Consider the following 17,825-nt stretch of genomic DNA (forward strand, 5'->3'; position numbering starts at 1 on the left):
GAGGGGGTTCCCGTGACCGAGGCTGCTGCCGGCCGCGACGACCCGTACCTGATCATCTCCTCCGACTGCCACGCCGGGCTGCCCACCGAGCAGTACCGGCCCTACCTGGAGGCCCGTTTCCACCGGGACTTCGACGAGTTCCTCGCGGGCCGCGAACGGCGCCGCGAGGAGATGACCCGGCTCGGCATCCGCAACGAGGCCTTCGCCGACCGGTGGTTCCGCGACAACGAGGAGGGCCTGCGCGGCGGCTGGGACTCCGCACAGCGCCTGAAGGAGCTGGACGGGGACGGCGTGGCCGCCGAGGTGGTCTTCCCGGACGCCGACGCCGTGGACAGCCGCACCGCCGCCCCCTTCGGCGTGGGCCTCGGCCTCTCGGGCGACCAGGACCCGGACCTGGGCATGGCGGGCGCGCGGGCGCACAACCGCTGGCTCGCGGACTTCGTCTCCGAACACCCCGAACGGCACTGCGGCGTCGCCCTGTTGCCGGTGACGGCCCCCGTGGACCAGGTTGTCGCCGAGGTCCGCCGGGCCCGTGCGTCAGGCCTCGGCGCGCTGCTGATCCCCGCCATGTGGGCCGGCAGGGAGCCGTACCACGACCGCCGCTACGACCCCGTGTGGGCGGCCGCCGCCGAGTGCGGCATGCCGGTGCTCACCCACTCCGGGGCCGCTCCGCGCGAGGAGTACGGCGACCACCTCGGCATCTATGTGAGCGAGGTGACCTGGTGGCCGGCCCGGCCGCTGTGGTTCCTGCTGTGGTCCGGGGTCTTCGAACGCCATCCGGGCCTGCGCTTCGGCGTCGCCGAGTCGGGCTGCTGGTGGCTGCCGAACCTGCTGTGGTTCATGGACCGCCTCTACCTCGGCGCGCACGGCGGCAAGAAGCTCTCGCCGTTCGAGGAGCTGAAGCGTCCGCCGCACGAGTACCTCGACCGGCAGGTGTTCGTCTGCGCCACCAACACCAAGCGGCGGGAGCTGGCCCAGCGGTACGAGATCGGCGTCGACAACATCCTCTGGGGCAGCGACTTCCCGCACCCCGAGGGCACCTGGCCCGACACGCGCGCGTGGCTGCGCCGAACCTTCCACGACATCCCGGTGGGCGAGACCCGCCGCATGCTGGGCCTCGCGGCGGCGCAGGTCTTCGGCTTCGACGTCCAGAAGCTGACGCCGCTCGCCCGCCGTATCGGGCCGACCCCCGCCGACCTCGGCCAGCCGACCGACCAGGCGGCCGTGGAGGCGTCCTGGGCGCGCTCGCGCGAGGTGGGCCGGCACTGGCTGACCGGCCACGACTTCCCGGTGCTGGGGGTGACGCGATGAGTGACCGGTACACGGTGATCTCCGCCGACTGCCATGCGGGAGCCGACCTCCTGGACTACAAGCCGTACCTGGAGAAGCGGTACCACGACGACTTCGACGTCTGGGCGGCCACCTACGTCAACCCCTACGAGGACCTGCTGGCCGACGCCGCCGACCGCAACTGGAACTCCGAGCGGCGCCTCGCGGAGCTGGAGGCGGACGGGATCGTGGCGGAGGTGATCTTCCCGAACACCATCCCGCCGTTCTTCCCGTCCGGCTCGCTGATGGCCCCGCCGCCGACCGCCGAGGACTTCGAGCGCCGCTGGGCCGGACTGCGCGCCCACAACCGCTGGCTCGCGGACTTCTGCGCGGCCACGCCGGGCCGCCGGGCCGGCGTCTTCCAGATCCTGCTCGGCGACGTCGAACAGGCCGTCAAGGAGATCCGCCGGGCCGCGGCGGCGGGCCTGAAGGGCGGCCTGATGCTGCCCGGCACCCCGCCCGGCTCCGGCCTGCCCGAACTGTACTCGCGCACGTACGACCCGATCTGGGCCGCCTGCGCGGAACTCGGCCTCCCCGTCAACCACCACGCCGGCTCGGCCTCCCCGCCGCTCGGCGAGGAACCGGCCGCCCGCGCGGTGTTCATGGTGGAGACGACCTGGTTCTCCCACCGGGCCCTGTGGCACCTGGTGTTCGGCGGCGCCTTCCGCCGTCACCCGGACCTCAGACTGGTCCTGACCGAACAGGGCTCCGGCTGGATCCCCGGAGTGCTCGGCATGCTGGACTACTACCACGGCCGCCTGGTCGCCGCGGCCACGAAGGCGGACACGGCCGAGGCCAAGTTCGGCGCCGGACTCGCCGCCGGCATGGGCGCGCCGCCCTCCCGGGTCTGGCGGGACAACTGCTTCGTCGGCGCCAGCTTCATGCGCCCGCACGAGGTGCCGCTGCGCGACCGCATCGGCGTCGACAAGATCATGTGGGGCAGCGACTACCCGCACGACGAGGGCACCCACCCCTACACCCGCGAGGCGCTCCGCTTCGCCTACCCGGGCGTGCCCCGTGACGAGCTCGCGGCCATGCTGGGCGGCAACGCGGCCCGCGTCTACGGCTTCGACCTCGCCCTCCTGGACCCCATAGCGGCGAAGGTCGGCCCCACGACGGCCGAGCTCGCCGAGCCCCTGACGGAACCCCCGGCGGACGCGACCAGTCCGGTGTTCGCGCGGGGCGCGTCGGTGCGCGTGTGGTGAGCTCCGGGGTGCGTCCTGCCGGACCGGCGGCCGTGGAGATGCGATCCTCCGTGCTGTGACCGAACCCACCCACGAAGAGGCCCACGGGGGCGCGCTCGGCTCGCGGCTGAACTGGCTGCGGGCCGCCGTGCTCGGCGCGAACGACGGCATCGTCTCCACCGCGGGCATCGTCGTCGGCGTGGCCGGCGCGACCGAGAACCGGTCCGCGCTGCTCACTGCCGGCCTGGCCGGCCTGCTCGCCGGGTCGATGTCCATGGCGGCCGGGGAGTACGTCTCCGTCTCCACCCAGCGCGACTCCGAGATGGCCGCGCTGGCCGTGGAGAAACTGGAACTGCGGGAGCAGCCGGAGGCCGAGCTGCGGGAGCTGACCACGCTGCTGCAGGAGCGCGGCCTGTCCCACGAGGTGGCCCGGGAGGCCGCCGAACAGCTCACCGCGCGGGACGCCCTGCGGGCTCACGCGCGCGTGGAGCTCGGTATCGACCCGGAGGAGCTGGCCAACCCCTGGCACGCGGCCTGGGCGAGCTTTCTGGCCTTCACGGTGGGCGCGCTGCTGCCCCTGCTGGCCATCGTCCTGCCCCCGGCCGGCCTGCGGCTCGGCGTCACCGTCGGCTCCGTCCTCGCCGCGCTCGTCCTCACCGGCTGGACCAGCGCCCGCCTGGGCGCTGCGGACCCGGTGCGGGCGGTCCTGCGCAACATGGCGGGCGGCGCGCTGGCCATGGCGGTCACCTACGCGGCGGGCAGCCTGCTGGGGGCGGCGGGCGTGTGATCACCCCGGTCCGCGTCCCGCGGCACCTCGGCGAGCGGCCCGCACAGGGGACGTCGTACCGTGAGGTGCGCTCGACCACCCCCGGAGCGCACCCGCACGATCCCGCACGAGAAGGACCCTCGCCATGCGCGCCACCACCATCCACGCTCCCTACGACATGCGCGTGGAGGACGTCCCCGAGCCCATGGTGCAGCTGCCCACCGACGCCGTGGTGCGGGTGCTGCGTTCCTGCATCTGCGGCAGCGACCTGTGGGCCTACCGGGGCGAGGCGGCCCGGCAGCCGGGCCAGCGCATCGGACACGAGTTCCTCGGGGTCGTCGAGGAGACCGGCTCCGAGGTGGGCACGGTCAAGCGCGGCGACCTGGTGGTCGCGCCCTTCATGTGGTCCGACGGCGTCTGCGACTACTGCCGCGAGGGCCTGACGACCTCCTGCGAGCACGGCGGCTTCTGGGGCTCCGTCGGCTACGACGGGGGCCAGGGCGAGGCCGTGCGCGTGCCGTTCGCCGACGGCACCCTCGTGCAGCTCCCCAAGGACGCGGCCGGCGACGACCACCTGCTGTCGGCCCTGCTGACCCTCTCCGACGTCCTCGGCACCGGCCATCACGCCGCCCTCGGCGCGGGCGCCCGCCCCGGCGCCACGGTCGCCGTCGTCGGCGACGGCGCGGTCGGCCTGTGCGCCGTGCTCGCCGCCAAGCGGCTCGGCGCCGAGCGGATCATCGCGCTCGGCCGGCACGAGGTCCGCACCGACATCGCGCGCCGCTTCGGCGCCACCGACGTCGTCGCCGAGCGCGGGGACGCGGCCGTCGAGGCCGTCCGTGAACTCACCCGCGGCCAGGGCGCACACGCGGTCGTGGAGGCCGTCGGCACCGAGCAGTCCATGCGGACGGCCGTCAACATCACCCGCGACGGCGGCGCGATCGGCTTCGTCGGCGTGCCGCACGGCAGCGGCACCGGACTGGACCTCGGCGTCATGTTCGACCGGAACATCGCCCTGCGTGGCGGCGTCGCACCCGTCCGCGCGTACATCCCGGACCTGCTGCCGGACGTCCTCGACGGCACGATCGACCCCTCGCCGGTGTTCGACATGACCGTCGGCATCGAGGGCGTGCCCGACGGCTACCGGGCCATGGACGAGCGCACCGCCCTCAAGGTGCTCGTCACCAACGACCGGTAGCCGTCACGACCAGCGGATCGGCAGCGGCAGCGCCGTGAGCAGACCCGAGACCGCGACGACCGCGCCCAGCACGATCACCTCGGCCCGGGCGGGCTGGTACGCGGTCAGGGGGTCGGCGGCGCGGCTCAGCCGGATCCGCGCCCACAGGGCGAGCAGCGCGACGGCGGCGACCAGGACCACCTTGGCCAGCAGGGTGCGCCCGTACGCCGTCGTCGTCAGCTGGTCCAGGAGCGTGGCCGAGGGCATACGGCGCAGCGAACTGCACACGCCCGTCGCGGTGACGGCCGCCAGCAGAACGGCCGCCACGCGTGCGTAGCGGCCGAGCAGCGCGGTCCCGGCGGGGGCGCCGCGCCACCGCCCGACCAGCCGCAGGGTGTGCAGCAGACCACCGGCCCACAGCGCCGCGCACGTCAGATGGACCAGCGTCAGACCTGAGCCGATCAGCGGGCTCTGCTCGGCCGGGGGGTGCGCCCGCAGCGCCTCCGCGACCACGACCGCGGCCAGGGGCCACACCTGCGTCGCCGGACGCCGGGAGAACGCGCACAGGGCCGCCAGCAGAAAGGCGTTGACCTCCAGCAGGGCCAGCGCGCCGTCGCGGGAGCCGTACAGGCCGCCGACGTCGATCTGGCCGAGGCCGTGCGGGATCAGATTGCCCGCGGCCACCACCGAGGCGAGCGCGAGTGCGGCCACGAAGCCGGCGGCACCGGCGAACGGCGCCCAGCTGCGCGGCCGTTCGGCCGGCACGCCGGGCAGGCCCCGCGCCAGCCGGTGCACGAACAGCTCGCCCAGGGGCACACCGAGCGCGGCGAACAGCACCGCGCGCAGCAGCCCGATGCCGCCGGCTCCCGGCGCGGCGGCCTCCCCGGTGCCGTGCAGCGCCGCCGACGGCCCGAGCAGCGGGATCAGGGCGCCCAGCGCCACCAGGACCAGGAGGGTGACGGCCCGGCCGGTGCCGGACCGCCGGGCGCGGCCGTCTTCGTCGCTCACCTCGGCGGACGGTCGTATCAGGCTCACCCCGTGATCTTCGCCAGTCGCCGCAGAACCGGGCAAGTCCCGGAAAACAACTGGTGGTACGGCATTCCACCGATGTGTACGTTTTCGGCCGCCCCCGCGTTCACCGCCAGCGGGCGCTGTCCGACCCCCAGGGCACCGGAGGCCTCGTCCAGTCGGCGGGGCCGCCCGTGAAGGACACCGGCGGCAGCGCGTACCGCAGCCGGCCGAGCGGGCTGTCCCGCTCGGCCAGCCACGCCTGCGGCCCCTCGTACGCCGCACCCGTGGCCGTGGCACCGGTGGCGGCGGCACCCGTGGCCGCGGCCGGCCGGATCCCGTCCGTCAGCCAGAGCGCGGTCCGGGCCAGCGCCAGCCGCACCCACCGGCCGCCCCCGTCGTACGACTGCTCGGTCAGCGCCCGCAGCACGGCCGCCGCCAGCAGATACCCGGTGCCGTGGTCCAGCGCCTGCGCGGGCAGCGCGCCGGGCTCCGCGGCCGAGCCCTCGGTCGCCGCGATACCGGTCGCGACCTGGACGAGGCTGTCGAAGCCGCGCCGGCCGCCCCAGGGGCCGTACGCGCCCCACGCCGAGAGCTGCGCCACGACCAGCCCGGGCCGGCGCGCGAACAGGGCCTCCGGGGAGAGCCCGTACCGGTCGAGAGCGCCGGGCCGGTAGCCGGTGACGACGACGTCGGCCGAGGCCAGCAGCTCCTCGAAGACGGCCCGGTCGACGCCCAGGTCGAGCGTGGCGGACCGCTTGCCGAATCCGGTGTCGGCGTGCTGCTCGGGGAGTTCGGGCAGCCGCGGGGCGTCCAGGCGGAGCACGTCCGCGCCGAGCAGGCCGAGGGTGCGGGTGGCGACCGGCCCGGCGAGGACCCGGGTGAGGTCCAGTACGCGCAGCCCGGCCGCGGGCAGCAGGGCGGCGGCGGCCGGATCCAGGGGCGCGAACACGCGCGCGGGTGCCGTGGTCCGCCGCTCGCGCTCGACCAGCGGCCGTGCGGCCACCTCGGCGGCCTGCTCGTGCGCCCGCCACTCCTGCGGGGTGCGCAGGGCGACGGCGAGGCCGCCGGCGCCGCACACCGTCTCCTCGACCTCCCGTGCCGAGCGTTCGGCGAGCCGGGCGGCCACCGTCTCCACCGGGGCGTTCGCCGGCAGGCCCAGCGCGCCGAGCAGACGGGCCCGGTGATGGGGGTAGTTGGCATGGGTGCGCACCCAGCCGTCGGCCGTCGGCCAGAACCGCGACAGCGGCGCGAAGCCGACCGGTGCCCGCCCGTCGACCAGCAGATGCCGCTCACTGTGGAAGGCGGCCGCGACGGCGCCGTCGTCGACCCGGACGCCGGGCACCTCGGCGAGGCCGGCCCGGCGGGCCGCCAGCTCCGCGGCGGCCAGCGCACAGGAGCCGACACAGGCGCGGGCGAGCTCCCGGACGGGAAGGCGCGCCTGGAGCGCGCCTTCCTGCGGCACGGTGGTGACCCGCGCGGCAGCGGCGGGATCGCCGCCCAGGGCAGACCATGCGAACTTGATACCAGTCATGACTGTACTATGCAGTATTGACTGAATCAATATATTGCTAGAGGTGGGTGCTGCTGCTCAACGGCTGTGTGAGGGCTACTTGACGGCGCGCAGCGCGTTGACGACGCCGAAGCCGTAGAAGCCGTTGACGCGCTTGCCGCCGACGCAGGTCGCGTCCACGACCCCGTCCCCGTTGCCGTCGTAGGGCCCGCTCGGGCAGCCCGGGTTGTCCGCCTCGGCCTTCAGCAGGGCCTGCAGCTGGGCCGGGGTGGCGTAGGGATGGGTCGATTTCAGCAGCGCGGCGACCGCGGCCACGTGCGGCGAGGCCATCGAGGTGCCCTGGAGGAAGCCGTACTGGCCGTTCGGCAGCGTGGACAGGATGCGCCCGTTCTTCGACGGGGTGTCCGGGATCTGGAACTTGTCGCCGCCCGGCCCCGCCACGTCGATCACGCCCTGGCCGTAACTGGAGTAGTACGACTTGGCGCCCTTCACGCCCACCGCGCTCACGGTGACCACGCCGGGCAGCTGGGTCGGCACGTCGAAGCACTCGTGCGGGTCGACCGTGCGGGTCGTGGCGGTCGAGTCGTCGGGGCTGGAGGCGTCCGTGAGCGCGTCAGCGTCCAGGTCGTCGTTGGAGTTGCCCGCGGAGGCCACGTTGAGTGTGCCCTTGCGCTGTGCGTACGACTGGGCTCTGTTGACCGCGTCAACGATGGCACGCTGATCGGGATCATCCATGCAGTTGTACAGCCACGGATCCACGTAGTAGCTGTTGTTGGTGATCTGGATGCCGTGGTCGGCGGCGAACACGAACGCGCAGACCACACTCTCCGGGTAGAACAGCGAGGTGGAGTCCGGCTGGGCCACCGTGATGCTCGCGACCTTCACACCCGGCGCCACCCCGGCCACGCCTATGCCGTTGCGGGCCGCGGCTATCTCACCGGCCACATGGGTACCGTGGTAGTGATCGGCGTCCGCCGGACGCCACGCGCCGTACGTCGTGTCCGCCTTGCCGCTCACGCAGTTCGCCGACTGGGAGGCGGAGAAGTTCGGCGCGATGTCCGGGTGGGTGTCGTCGACGCCGGTGTCGATGACACCGACGGTCACGTTCCTGCTGCCCGGGTTGATCCGCGCGGCCTCGTCGGCGCCGATCGCCCGCAGATCCCACTGGTCCGCCTCCAGGGGCTCCTCGCCCGGCGCCGCACCGGCGGCGAGCTTCGCGGCCTCCGCCTTCGACAGGACCTGCACGGCGCCCTCGTCGGTCGTCCCCGCGGCACTGAGCGGCGCGGTGCGCGTGGCGCCCGCCGAGTCGACCCCGCGCACCGCGCGCATCCGCGCGCCGAAGCCGGGGTTCGCCGAGTGGGCGACGATCACGCCGATCCGGTCGTAACGGGCCACGACGGTGCCGCCGTTGCGGAGGATCTCGCGCTGCACCGACTCGATCGTGTGGCGATCGGTGCGGGTGTTGACCACATACGCGAGATTCGGTCCGTCGTCCGCCGCCCGCGCCGCCGGGGCCGCGACGGGCGCCGCCGAGGCGGCCGCCGGCAGGAAGCCGAGCGAGGCGGTCAGCGACAGCACGACCGGCACGGCGAGAGCGAGCCGGCGCCTGGAGCGCAGATGAGCCATGGGATCTCCACATCATCCGGATACAGAACCGCCCGAGACACACAGGTTGGTGCTCGGGCAGGTACATGACGGGTGGTGCAGGCAGAAGCTATCCCCCTGCCTTGCCGCTCAGCAATGACTTGGCAATGACTCACCAAGACCGCTTGCGAATGAACTCATAGGACTTGAACCGCTCCTCGCGTGGCGCCGTGGACCTTGGACAGGGAGCACGAGCACCATCGAGCCCCCGCCCTCAACGGCATCCGCAACGCGAGGAGACTCCGTGGCCACCGAGACACCGCCCCCCGCGACCCCGGGGGCGCCCCTTCCCTCCACCGAAGAGTTCGTCGATGTGCAGCACAGCGCGGAGTTCGGTGAACTGCGCCGCGCCCACCGCTCCTTCGCCTTCCCGCTGACCATCGCCTTCACCGCCTGGTACCTGCTGTACGTCCTGCTGTCCAACTACGCGGGCGGCTTCATGGGCACCAAGGTGGCCGGCAACATCAACGTGGCCCTCGTCCTGGGCCTCGCCCAGTTCCTCACCACCTTCCTCATCGCCTGGTGGTACGCCCGGCACGCCGCCGCCAAGCTCGACCCCAAGGCGGAGGCCATCAAGTCCCGGATGGAGGGCGGCGCATGAGCCCCGCGCAGCACACCCTGCTGGCCGCCGGGGAGGCGAGCGAGCACCGGACACTGATCATCACCCTGTTCGCGGTGTTCGTCGCCGCGACCCTCGTCATCACGGTCTGGGCCGGCCGTCAGACCAAGGACGCCGCCGACTTCTACGCGGGCGGACGGCAGTTCACCGGCTTCCAGAACGGCCTCGCCGTCTCCGGCGACTACATGTCCGCCGCGTCCTTCCTCGGCATCGCGGGCGCCATCGCCCTGTTCGGCTACGACGGCTTCCTGTACTCCATCGGCTTCCTCGTCGCCTGGCTCGTCGCCCTGCTCCTGGTCGCCGAGCCGCTGCGCAACTCCGGCCGCTACACCATGGGCGACGTCCTGGCCTACCGCATGCGCCAGCGTCCCGTCCGCACGGCCGCCGGCACCTCCACCATCGTCGTGTCGATCTTCTATCTGCTCGCCCAGATGGCGGGCGCCGGCGTCCTCGTCTCGCTCCTGCTGGGCATCACCAGCGACGGCGGCAAGATCGGCATCGTCGCCCTGGTCGGCGTCCTGATGATCGTGTACGTCACCATCGGCGGCATGAAGGGCACCACCTGGGTCCAGATGGTCAAGGCGGTGCTGCTGATCGCCGGCGCCCTGCTGCTGACCTTCCTGGTCCTGCTGAAGTTCCACTTCAACGTCTCCGATCTGCTCGGCAAGGCCGCCGACAACAGCGGCAAGAGCGCGGCCTTCCTCGAACCGGGCCTCAAGTACGGCGCCACCGGCACCACCAAGCTGGACTTCATCTCGCTCGGCATCGCCCTGGTCCTCGGCACCGCGGGCCTGCCGCACATCCTGATCCGCTTCTACACCGTGCCCACGGCGAAGGCCGCCCGGAAGTCGGTCATCTGGGCGATCGGCCTGATCGGCGCCTTCTACCTGATGACCCTCGCCCTCGGCTTCGGCGCGGCGGCCCTCATCAAGCCGGACGAGATCATCGCCTCCAACAAGGCGGGCAACACCGCCGCACCCCTCCTGGCGCTGCATCTGGGCGGCGTCGACTCCAGCTGGGGCGCCGTCCTGCTCGCCAGCATCTCCGCCGTCGCCTTCGCCACGATCCTCGCGGTCGTCGCGGGCCTGACCCTGGCCTCGTCGTCCTCCTTCGCGCACGACATCTACGCCAACGTCATCAAGAGGGGGCGGGCCACCGAGAAGCAGGAGATCGGCGCGGCCCGCTGGGCGACCGTCGGCATCGGCGCGGTCTCGATCGTCCTCGGCGCCCTGGCCCGCGACCTGAACGTGGCCGGCCTGGTGGCCCTCGCCTTCGCGGTCGCGGCCTCCGCCAACCTCCCGACCATCCTCTACAGCCTGTTCTGGAAGCGGTTCACCACCGCGGGCGCCCTGTGGTCGATCTACGGCGGCCTGGTCACCGCGGTCGGCCTGGTCCTGTTCTCGCCGGTCGTCTCCGGCAAGCCGACCTCGATGTTCCCCCACGCCGACTTCCACTGGTTCCCGCTGGAGAACCCCGGCATCATCTCCATCCCGGTCGGATTCCTGCTCGGCGCCGTAGGCACCCTGCTCTCCAAGGAGGCCCCCGACACCGGCAAGTACGCGGAACTGGAGGTGCGGTCCCTGACCGGCACCGGAGCACACTGACGTTCGTACGACGGCCGCGTCGGAAGGGGCCTGTACGGTCCTACGACGCGGCCTTGTCGTACCTCGTCGGATCGGGTCGCTGTCGTTGTCAGCGGCGTCACGTAGGCTCGCAAGTGACGGAACAAGTGACGTAGGACAAATGCTTCGGGAATCGAGGGAGGGGGCCCACGTGCTCATCGACACCTACGGCCGAGTGGCCACCGACCTGAGGGTCTCGCTGACCGACCGCTGCAATCTGCGCTGCACGTACTGCATGCCCGAGGAGGGCCTGCAGTGGCTGGCCAAGCCAGACCTGCTCACGGACGACGAGATCGTCCGCCTCATCGACATCGCCGTACGGACGCTCGGCATCGAGGAGGTCCGCTTCACCGGGGGCGAGCCCCTGCTGCGCCCCGGTCTGGTGGGCATCGTCGAGCGCGTCGCGGCCCTCACGCCGCGCCCGCAGATGTCCCTCACCACCAACGGCATCGGCCTCGGGCGCACCGCGGCCGCCCTGAAGGCCGCGGGCCTCGACCGGGTCAACGTCTCCCTGGACACCCTGCGGCCGGACGTCTTCAAGACCCTGACCCGCCGCGACCGCCACAAGGACGTCCTCGCGGGGCTCCAGGCCGCCCGCGAGACAGGCCTCACCCCGGTCAAGGTCAACACCGTCCTGATGCCGGGCCTGAACGAGGACGAGGCCCCCGACCTGCTGTCCTGGGCCGTGGAGCACGACTACGAACTGCGCTTCATCGAGCAGATGCCCCTGGACGCCCAGCACGGCTGGAAGCGCGACAACATGGTCACCGCCGGGGACATCCTCGCCTCCCTGCGCACCCGCTTCGACCTCACCCCCGAGGGCGCCGACACGCGCGGCTCGGCCCCGGCGGAGCGCTGGCTGGTGAACGGCGGCCCGCACCGGGTCGGCGTCATCGCCTCGGTCACCCGCCCGTTCTGCGCGGCCTGTGACCGCACCCGCCTCACCGCCGACGGCCAGATACGCACCTGCCTGTTCGCGACCGAGGAGACCGACCTGCGCGCGGCCCTGCGCTCCGGCGCCCCGGACGAGGAGATCGCCCGGATCTGGCGGCAGGCGATGTGGGGCAAGAAGGCGGGAGCGGGCCTGGACGACCCGTCGTTCGTCCAGCCGGACCGGCCGATGTCGGCGATCGGCGGCTAGGCCCCCTCGGGCTCCTGCCAGTCCGCGAACTTCACCACGTCCTTCAAGAAGCCCCGCACCCCGAGGAACTGCGACAGATGCTCGCGGTGCTCCTCGCAGGCGAGCCACGTCTTGCGCCGCTCCGGCGTATGGATCTTCGGGTTGTTCCACGCCAGCACCCACAGGGCCTCGGCACGGCAGCCCTTGGCGGAGCAGATCGGGGTCTCGTCACTCACGGGTTCGTCTCGGGTTCGTCTCGTGGAAGGGGCGCAAACAAGGCGACGCCGAGCAGCCACGGGGGGAGCTGCCCGGCGTCGGTCCGTCGCTCCGACGGGGGATGCGGAGCGCGTACGCAGTATGTCACGGCTACCCCACCGCCCGGCACTGGAACTACATGATTGATCTGAGCTTTTCTTGAGCTTGACGGGCGGCGCCGTTCCGCTTCCGCCGTGTCGGCCGTGGTCACACGGGGTCGGGCCGCTTACCGTCCGTCCCCGTCGGATGACTCGCCGCATCCTGCGGAACGGACCCCTCCGGGGCCTCCTCCGCGCGCGGCGGCGTGATCATGGGCCGCGTCGGCGCGGTGACGAACGTCGACGGAAGGGAGGGCGGCCGCTCCCGGCCCGCATTGGCGACCACCACGGCGATATAGGGGAGAACCGCACCGAGTACGAGCGCCACGAGGGCGACGTACCGCTCGACGTTCCACAGGCAGACGGCGAGAATCACCGACGCCGTACGGATCGTCATCGAGATGACGTACCGCCGCTGCCGGCCCCGTACGTCCTCGGCGAGTCCCGTCCGGGCTCCGGTGATCCGGAACACCTGGCTGCCGCCGCCGTGCTGTTTCCGCATCACATTCCACCATCCACCCACATCGGACTTCGCCCGACCTCCCACGTTACGCCCCGGTCTCGCCGCCCACGAGAGCGGGTCGCCCCCTGCCTGCGGTGATGTGCCCGGCCCCGCCGCGTACGGGGGAACCCGACATGCGCCGTCCGGCCCACCGACCCACACTGGCCCTAGTCGCTCAGGTCGAGCCGTACGAGGAGGCAGCCATGGGCTGGTTGTGGGCGATCATCGTGGGATTCGTGCTGGGCCTCATCGCCAAGGCGGTCATCCCGGGAAAGCAGCACAGCCCCCTGTGGCTGACCACCATCTGCGGCATGCTCGGCGCCATCGTGGGCAACGCCGTCGCCCGCGCCCTGGGCGTCGAGGCGACCCGCGGCATCGACTGGAGCCGGCACATCTTCCAGCTGGTGGCCGCGATCATCATCGTCGCGGCGGTCGACGCCCTCTACATGGCGACGCTGGGCAAGAGGAAGCAGCAGCGCGTCGGTGCGTGACCCGTCGGGGGCGCGGGGAACTGCGCGAGAAACCACGGCGAAAGCCGCACTCCGCAGACCACCCGCGCCCCACGGCGCTGTCTCCAGCGCTATCCGGCGACGACCTCCACGGCCGCGAGGTTCTTCTTGCCGCGCCGCAGCACCAGCCACCGCCCGTCCAGCAGATCCTCGGACGAGGGCACCGCGTCCTCGGACGCGACCTTCACGTTGTTCACGTACGCCCCGCCCTCCTTCACGGTCCGCCGCGCGGCGGACTTGCTCGCCACCAGACCGACCTCGGCGAACAGGTCCACGACCTGACCCAGCTCCGCGACCTGGATGTGCGGCACCTCGGACAGCGCCGAGGCCAGCGTCCGCCCGTCCAGTTCCGCGAGCTCGCCCTGCCCGAACAGGGCGCGGGACGCGGCGACGACCGCGGCCGTCTGCTCGGCGCCGTGCACCAGCGTCGTCAGCTCCTCGGCGAGCGCGCGCTGCGCGGCCCGGGCCTGCGGACGCTCCTCGGTCTGCCGCTCCAGCTCCTCGATCTCCTCGCGGGACCTGAAGCTGAAGATGCGCAGGAACTTGGAGACGTCCCGGTCGTCCGCGTTGACCCAGAACTGGTAGAACGCGTACGGCGTGGTCATCTCCGGGTCGAGCCACACGGTGCCGGACTCGGTCTTGCCGAACTTGGTGCCGTCCGCCTTGGTGATCAGCGGCGTGCCCAGCGCGTGCACCACCGCGTCCGGCTCGACCCGGTGGATCAGGTCCGTGCCGGAGGTGAGGTTGCCCCACTGGTCGCTGCCGCCGGTCTGCAGCACGCAGCCGTGCCGCCGGTACAGCTCCAGGAAGTCCATGCCCTGCAGGATCTGGTAGCTGAACTCGGTGTAGCTGATGCCCGCGTCGGAGTTGAGCCGCCGGGAGACGGCCTCCTTGGCGATCATCTTGTTGACGCGGAAGTGCTTGCCGATGTCCCGCAGGAACTCGATGGCCGACAGGCCCTGGGTCCAGTCCAGGTTGTTGACCATCACGGCGGCGTTCGGCCCGTCGAAGTGGAGCAGCGGCTCGATCTGGGCGCGCAGCCGCTCCACCCAGCCGGCCACGACCTCCGGCGCGTTCAGCGTGCGCTCGGCCGTGGGCTTCGGGTCGCCGATGAGACCCGTGGCGCCCCCGACCAGCGCCAGCGGACGGTTGCCCGCCTCCTGGATGCGGCGCATGGTCAGGATCTGCACGAGGTTGCCGAGGTGCAGGCTGGGCGCGGTCGGGTCGAAGCCGCAATAGAACGTGACGGGACCGTCCGCGAACGCCTTGCGCAGCGCCTCTTCGTCCGTGGAGAGGGCGATGAGCCCCCGCCACTTCAGCTCGTCGACGATGTCCGTCACGGTTCTCGTGTCTCCTCGGTGATCGTGGGGCAGTCGGGTGACAGCCGACTACGAGGTTATACGCCCTGACTGACAGAGCTCATGTTGAAATCCGGGATCCGCAGCGCCGGCATCGCGGTCCGGGTGAACCAGTCGCTCCACTCGCGCGGCAGCGTCTTCTCCGTACGGCCCGCCTCCGTCGCCCGCCGCAGCAGGCCCACCGGCGACTCGTTGAACCGGAAGTTGTTCACCTGCCCGGTCACCTCGCCGTTCTCCACGAGGTAGACGCCGTCCCGGGTCAGGCCCGTGAGCAGCAGCGTCGCCGGGTCGACCTCGCGGATGTACCACAGGCAGGTCAGCAGCAGCCCGCGCTCGGTGCCCGCGATCATGTCCTGCAGGGAGCGGTCGTCCCCGCCGTCCAGGATCAGGTTCCCCAGCGCCGGGGCCACCGGCAGCCCGGTCAGGGCCGCGCTGTGCCGGGTGGTCGTCAGGTTCCTGAGGACGCCCTCGCTGATCCAGTCGGTGGAGCGGGTCGGCAGACCGTTGTCGAACACCGACTGGTCGCCGCCGGAGGAGTGGGCGACCACGAAGGGCGGGCACTCCAGACCCGGCTCGTCGGGGTCGCTGCGCAGCGTCAGCGGCAGCGCGGAGAGCTTCTCGCCCACACGCGTGCCGCCGCCCGGCCTGGAGAACACCGTCCGGCCCTCGGCGGCGTCCCGGCCCGATGCCGACCACAGCTGGTAGATCAGCAGGTCCGCGACCGCGGTCGGCGGCAGCAGCGTCTCGTACCGGCCGGCGGGCAGCTCCACGCGCCGCTCCGCCCAGCCGAGCCGTACGGCCAGTTCGGCGTCGAGCGCGCCCGGGTCGATGTCCTTGAAGTCCCGCGTGGCGCGGCCCGCCCAGGCCGAGCGCGTGCGGTCGGGTGACTTGGCGTTCAGCTCCAGCGTGCCGGTGGGCTGGTCGTGCCGCAGGCGCAGCCCGGTGGAGGTGCCCAGGTACGTCGACACCAGCTCGTGGTTGGCGAAGCCGTACAGCTCCCGGCCGCCCGCACGCGCGCGTGCGAACGCCTCGCCGAGTGCCGGCGCGAAGTCGGCGAACACCGCGGAGGAGGTCTCGGCCGGCGCGTCCGTGAAGTCGGGAGCCGCCGGGACGCCCTCGACCAGCGGCTGCGCGTCCTCGGCGGGCCCGGCACCGCGCGCGGCGGCCTCGGCGGCCCGCACCAGCGGTTCCAGCTCCTGCGAGGTGACCGCCGAGCGCGACACGACACCGGAGGCGGTGCCCTCCCTGCCGTCGACGGTGGCGATCACGGTGAGCGTACGACCGCGCGTCACCCCGTTCGTGGTGAGCGCGTTGCCGGCCCAGCGCAGGTTGGCGGTGGAGTGCTCGTCGGCGATCACGACACAGCCGTCGGCCCGGGACAGCGCGAGCGCCTGCTCGACGATCTCGTGCGGCTTGTGGGTGCGGGCGCTCATCGACCGGCCTCCTGCGTGGTGTTCAGAATGTTGACGCCCTTGAAGAGGGCGGACGGGCACCCGTGCGACACGGCGGCCACCTGTCCGGGCTGGGCCTTGCCGCAGTTGAAGGCGCCGCCGAGGACGTAGGTCTGCGGACCGCCGACGGCGGCCATCGAGCCCCAGAAGTCGGTCGTGGTCGCCTGGTAGGCCACGTCCTTGAGCTGCCCGGTGATCCGCCCGTTCTCGATCCTGAAGAAGCGCTGCCCGGTGAACTGGAAGTTGTACCGCTGCATGTCGATCGACCAGGACCGGTCGCCCACCACGTAGATGCCCCGGTCGACGCCGCCGATCAGGCCCTCGGTGGACAGTCCGGCGGGATCCGGCTGCAGGGACACGTTGGCCATGCGCTGCACCGGTACGTGCGCGGGGGAGTCGGCGTAGGCGCACCCGTTGGACCGGTCGAACCCGGTGAGCCGCGCGATCCGGCGGTCCAGCTGGTAGCCGACGAGCGTGCCGTCCCGCACCAGGTCCCAGGACTGCGCCGCGACGCCCTCGTCGTCGTACCCGATGGTCGCGAGCCCGTGTTCGGCGGTGCGGTCCCCGGTGACGTTCATCAGCTCGGAGCCGTACCTCAGCTTGCCCAGCTGGTCGAAGGTGGCGAAGGAGGTGCCGGCGTAGGCGGCCTCGTAGCCGAGCGCGCGGTCCAGTTCCGTCGCGTGCCCGATGGACTCGTGGATGGTCAGCCACAGGTTGGACGGGTCGACGACCAGGTCGTACAGGCCCGGTTCCACGCTGGGCGCGCGCATCTTCTCGGCGAGCAGCTCCGGGATCCGCTCCAGCTCGGCGTCCCAGTCCCAGCCGGTGCCCGTGAGGTACTCCCAGCCGCGCCCCACGGGCGGCGCGATGGTCCGCATGGAGTCGAACTCGCCGCTCGACCCGTCGACCGACACGGCGGTCAGCTGCGGATGCAGCCGCACCCGCTGCTGGGTGGTGACGGTTCCGGCTGTGTCGGCGTAGAACTTGTTCTCGTGCACGGTGAGCAGCGAGGCGTCCACGTGGTCGACGCCGTTCGCGGCCAGCAGCCGTGTGCTCCACTCGGCCAGCAGCGCGGCCTTCTCCTCGTCGGGCACGGAGAAGGGATCGATCTCGTACGACGAGACCCACGTCTTGTCGGCGTGCACCGGCTCGTCGGCCAGCTCCACGCGTTCGTCCGACCCGGCGGCCCTGATCACCTGCGCGGACAGCTTGGCCATGGCCACGGCCTGGGAGGCGACCTTGGCGGCCGCGTCGAGGGTCAGGTCCACCCCGGAGGCGAAGCCCCACGTACCGCCGTGCACGACCCGGACCGCGTACCCGAGGTCGGTGGTGTCCGACGAGCCGGCGGGCCGCGCGTCCCGCAGCCGCCAGGACGCGCTGCGCACCCGCTCGAGACGGAAGTCCGCGTGCTCGGCCCCGAGCGCACGCGCGCGTGCCAGCGCGGCGTCGGCCAGGGCCCGTAGGGGAAGCGCCGTGAAGGCTTCGTCGATGGAATGGGGCACGGAGGTCTCCCTGCTGTCGTGGCCTGTCGGGTCCGATCATGTCGTGGGAGCGGCCCGGCGGACCACATGTTTCAGGCCCGGGCGCGGTTGGTTCTGTAGGGATCCGACAGCGACACCCCCGCGCCACTGTCGGTGCCCGATTGCCCACAGGCGCTGCCGTACCGATAGGTT

The 17,825-nt window shown here is 72.3% G+C and carries 16 protein-coding genes; 8 read left to right on the forward strand and 8 right to left on the reverse strand.

Annotated elements, in window-relative coordinates; translation table 11 throughout:
- Positions 1–12: 12 nt before the first annotated feature.
- From IO33_RS0138715 to IO33_RS0138730, 4 genes are all read left to right on the forward strand, one after another.
- Positions 13–1,311, forward strand: coding sequence for an amidohydrolase family protein (locus IO33_RS0138715; protein WP_031173799.1), 1,299 nt, complete (start codon positions 13–15; stop codon positions 1,309–1,311).
- Complete coding sequence (locus tag IO33_RS0138720; RefSeq protein ID WP_031173800.1) at positions 1,308–2,534, forward strand: amidohydrolase family protein; 1,227 nt, start codon at positions 1,308–1,310, stop codon at positions 2,532–2,534. Before IO33_RS0138715 ends, IO33_RS0138720 begins: the two co-directional genes overlap by 4 nt.
- 55 nt (positions 2,535–2,589) lie before the next feature.
- Positions 2,590–3,300, forward strand: a complete 711-nt coding sequence (locus IO33_RS0138725) for a VIT1/CCC1 transporter family protein (protein WP_031173801.1) — start codon at positions 2,590–2,592, stop codon at positions 3,298–3,300.
- 124 nt (positions 3,301–3,424) lie between these two features.
- Complete coding sequence (locus tag IO33_RS0138730) at positions 3,425–4,474, forward strand: zinc-dependent alcohol dehydrogenase family protein (protein ID WP_031173802.1); 1,050 nt, start codon at positions 3,425–3,427, stop codon at positions 4,472–4,474.
- Positions 4,475–4,477: 3 nt separating this feature from the next.
- Here IO33_RS0138730 and IO33_RS0138735 read toward each other — a convergent pair whose 3' ends face one another.
- The 3 genes from IO33_RS0138735 to IO33_RS0138745 all read right to left on the reverse strand — a co-directional run bounded on the left by IO33_RS0138735 (position 4,478) and on the right by IO33_RS0138745 (position 8,600).
- A complete protein-coding gene (locus IO33_RS0138735) occupies positions 4,478–5,488 on the reverse strand; it encodes a CopD family protein (protein WP_031173804.1) in 1,011 nt (336 codons plus the stop codon).
- 100 nt (positions 5,489–5,588) lie between these two features.
- Positions 5,589–6,995, reverse strand: a complete 1,407-nt coding sequence (locus tag IO33_RS0138740) for a CoA transferase (protein ID WP_031173805.1) — start codon at positions 6,993–6,995, stop codon at positions 5,589–5,591.
- A 75-nt stretch (positions 6,996–7,070) separates the two neighbouring features.
- On the reverse strand, positions 7,071–8,600 hold the full coding sequence (locus IO33_RS0138745) for a S8 family peptidase (RefSeq protein WP_031173806.1): 1,530 nt from the start codon (positions 8,598–8,600) through the stop codon (positions 7,071–7,073).
- A 262-nt stretch (positions 8,601–8,862) separates the two neighbouring features.
- On the opposite strand from IO33_RS0138745, the gene IO33_RS0138750 reads away from it, so the two are divergent.
- From IO33_RS0138750 to moaA, 3 genes are all read left to right on the forward strand, one after another.
- A complete protein-coding gene (locus tag IO33_RS0138750; RefSeq protein ID WP_031173807.1) occupies positions 8,863–9,219 on the forward strand; it encodes a DUF485 domain-containing protein in 357 nt (118 codons plus the stop codon).
- Positions 9,216–10,841 (forward strand): solute symporter family protein, encoded by a 1,626-nt coding sequence (locus IO33_RS0138755; protein WP_031173808.1) that lies wholly within the window; start codon positions 9,216–9,218, stop codon positions 10,839–10,841. The genes IO33_RS0138750 and IO33_RS0138755 overlap by 4 nt, the downstream gene beginning before the upstream one ends.
- Positions 10,842–11,010: 169 nt before the next feature.
- On the forward strand, positions 11,011–12,000 hold the full coding sequence (gene moaA, locus IO33_RS0138760; protein ID WP_031173809.1) for a GTP 3',8-cyclase MoaA: 990 nt from the start codon (positions 11,011–11,013) through the stop codon (positions 11,998–12,000).
- Here moaA and IO33_RS0138765 read toward each other — a convergent pair.
- Entirely contained in the window at positions 11,997–12,215 is a 219-nt protein-coding gene (locus IO33_RS0138765) for a hypothetical protein (RefSeq protein ID WP_031173810.1), read from the reverse strand. The two genes, moaA and IO33_RS0138765, sit on opposite strands and share 4 nt — an antisense overlap.
- A 226-nt stretch (positions 12,216–12,441) precedes the next feature.
- Positions 12,442–12,834, reverse strand: coding sequence for a DUF3099 domain-containing protein (locus tag IO33_RS0138770; protein ID WP_031173811.1), 393 nt, complete (start codon positions 12,832–12,834; stop codon positions 12,442–12,444).
- A gap of 203 nt (positions 12,835–13,037) precedes the next feature.
- Between IO33_RS0138770 and IO33_RS0138775 the strand changes: the two genes are divergently transcribed.
- On the forward strand, positions 13,038–13,325 hold the full coding sequence (locus tag IO33_RS0138775) for a GlsB/YeaQ/YmgE family stress response membrane protein (RefSeq protein WP_031173812.1): 288 nt from the start codon (positions 13,038–13,040) through the stop codon (positions 13,323–13,325).
- Positions 13,326–13,414: 89 nt separating this feature from the next.
- Here IO33_RS0138775 and tyrS read toward each other — a convergent pair whose 3' ends face one another.
- From tyrS to IO33_RS0138790, 3 genes are read right to left on the reverse strand one after another with little or no spacing between them, the layout of a single operon-like run.
- Complete coding sequence (gene tyrS, locus IO33_RS0138780; protein ID WP_031173814.1) at positions 13,415–14,683, reverse strand: tyrosine--tRNA ligase; 1,269 nt, start codon at positions 14,681–14,683, stop codon at positions 13,415–13,417.
- Positions 14,684–14,739: 56 nt separating this feature from the next.
- On the reverse strand, positions 14,740–16,134 hold the full coding sequence (locus tag IO33_RS0138785; RefSeq protein WP_031173815.1) for a TldD/PmbA family protein: 1,395 nt from the start codon (positions 16,132–16,134) through the stop codon (positions 14,740–14,742).
- Entirely contained in the window at positions 16,131–17,654 is a 1,524-nt protein-coding gene (locus tag IO33_RS0138790) for a TldD/PmbA family protein (RefSeq protein WP_031173816.1), read from the reverse strand. Before IO33_RS0138790 ends, IO33_RS0138785 begins: the two co-directional genes overlap by 4 nt.
- Positions 17,655–17,825: the final 171 nt, after the last annotated feature.

The organism is Streptomyces durhamensis, assembly GCF_000725475.1.
Taxonomy (GTDB): domain Bacteria; phylum Actinomycetota; class Actinomycetes; order Streptomycetales; family Streptomycetaceae; genus Streptomyces; species Streptomyces filipinensis.

Excerpts from the sequence above, each read along its gene's own strand:
- IO33_RS0138745 (WP_031173806.1), bottom strand. The coding sequence starts at position 8,600 with ATGGCTCATCTGCGCTCCAGGCGCCGGCTCGCTCTCGCCGTGCCGGTC.
- IO33_RS0138770 (WP_031173811.1), bottom strand. The coding sequence starts at position 12,834 with ATGCGGAAACAGCACGGCGGCGGCAGCCAGGTGTTCCGGATCACCGGA.
- IO33_RS0138720 (WP_031173800.1), top strand. The coding sequence starts at position 1,308 with ATGAGTGACCGGTACACGGTGATCTCCGCCGACTGCCATGCGGGAGCC.
- IO33_RS0138740 (WP_031173805.1), bottom strand. The coding sequence starts at position 6,995 with ATGACTGGTATCAAGTTCGCATGGTCTGCCCTGGGCGGCGATCCCGCC.
- IO33_RS0138730 (WP_031173802.1), top strand. The coding sequence starts at position 3,425 with ATGCGCGCCACCACCATCCACGCTCCCTACGACATGCGCGTGGAGGAC.
- IO33_RS0138755 (WP_031173808.1), top strand. The coding sequence starts at position 9,216 with ATGAGCCCCGCGCAGCACACCCTGCTGGCCGCCGGGGAGGCGAGCGAG.
- IO33_RS0138775 (WP_031173812.1), top strand. The coding sequence starts at position 13,038 with ATGGGCTGGTTGTGGGCGATCATCGTGGGATTCGTGCTGGGCCTCATC.
- IO33_RS0138785 (WP_031173815.1), bottom strand. The coding sequence starts at position 16,134 with ATGAGCGCCCGCACCCACAAGCCGCACGAGATCGTCGAGCAGGCGCTC.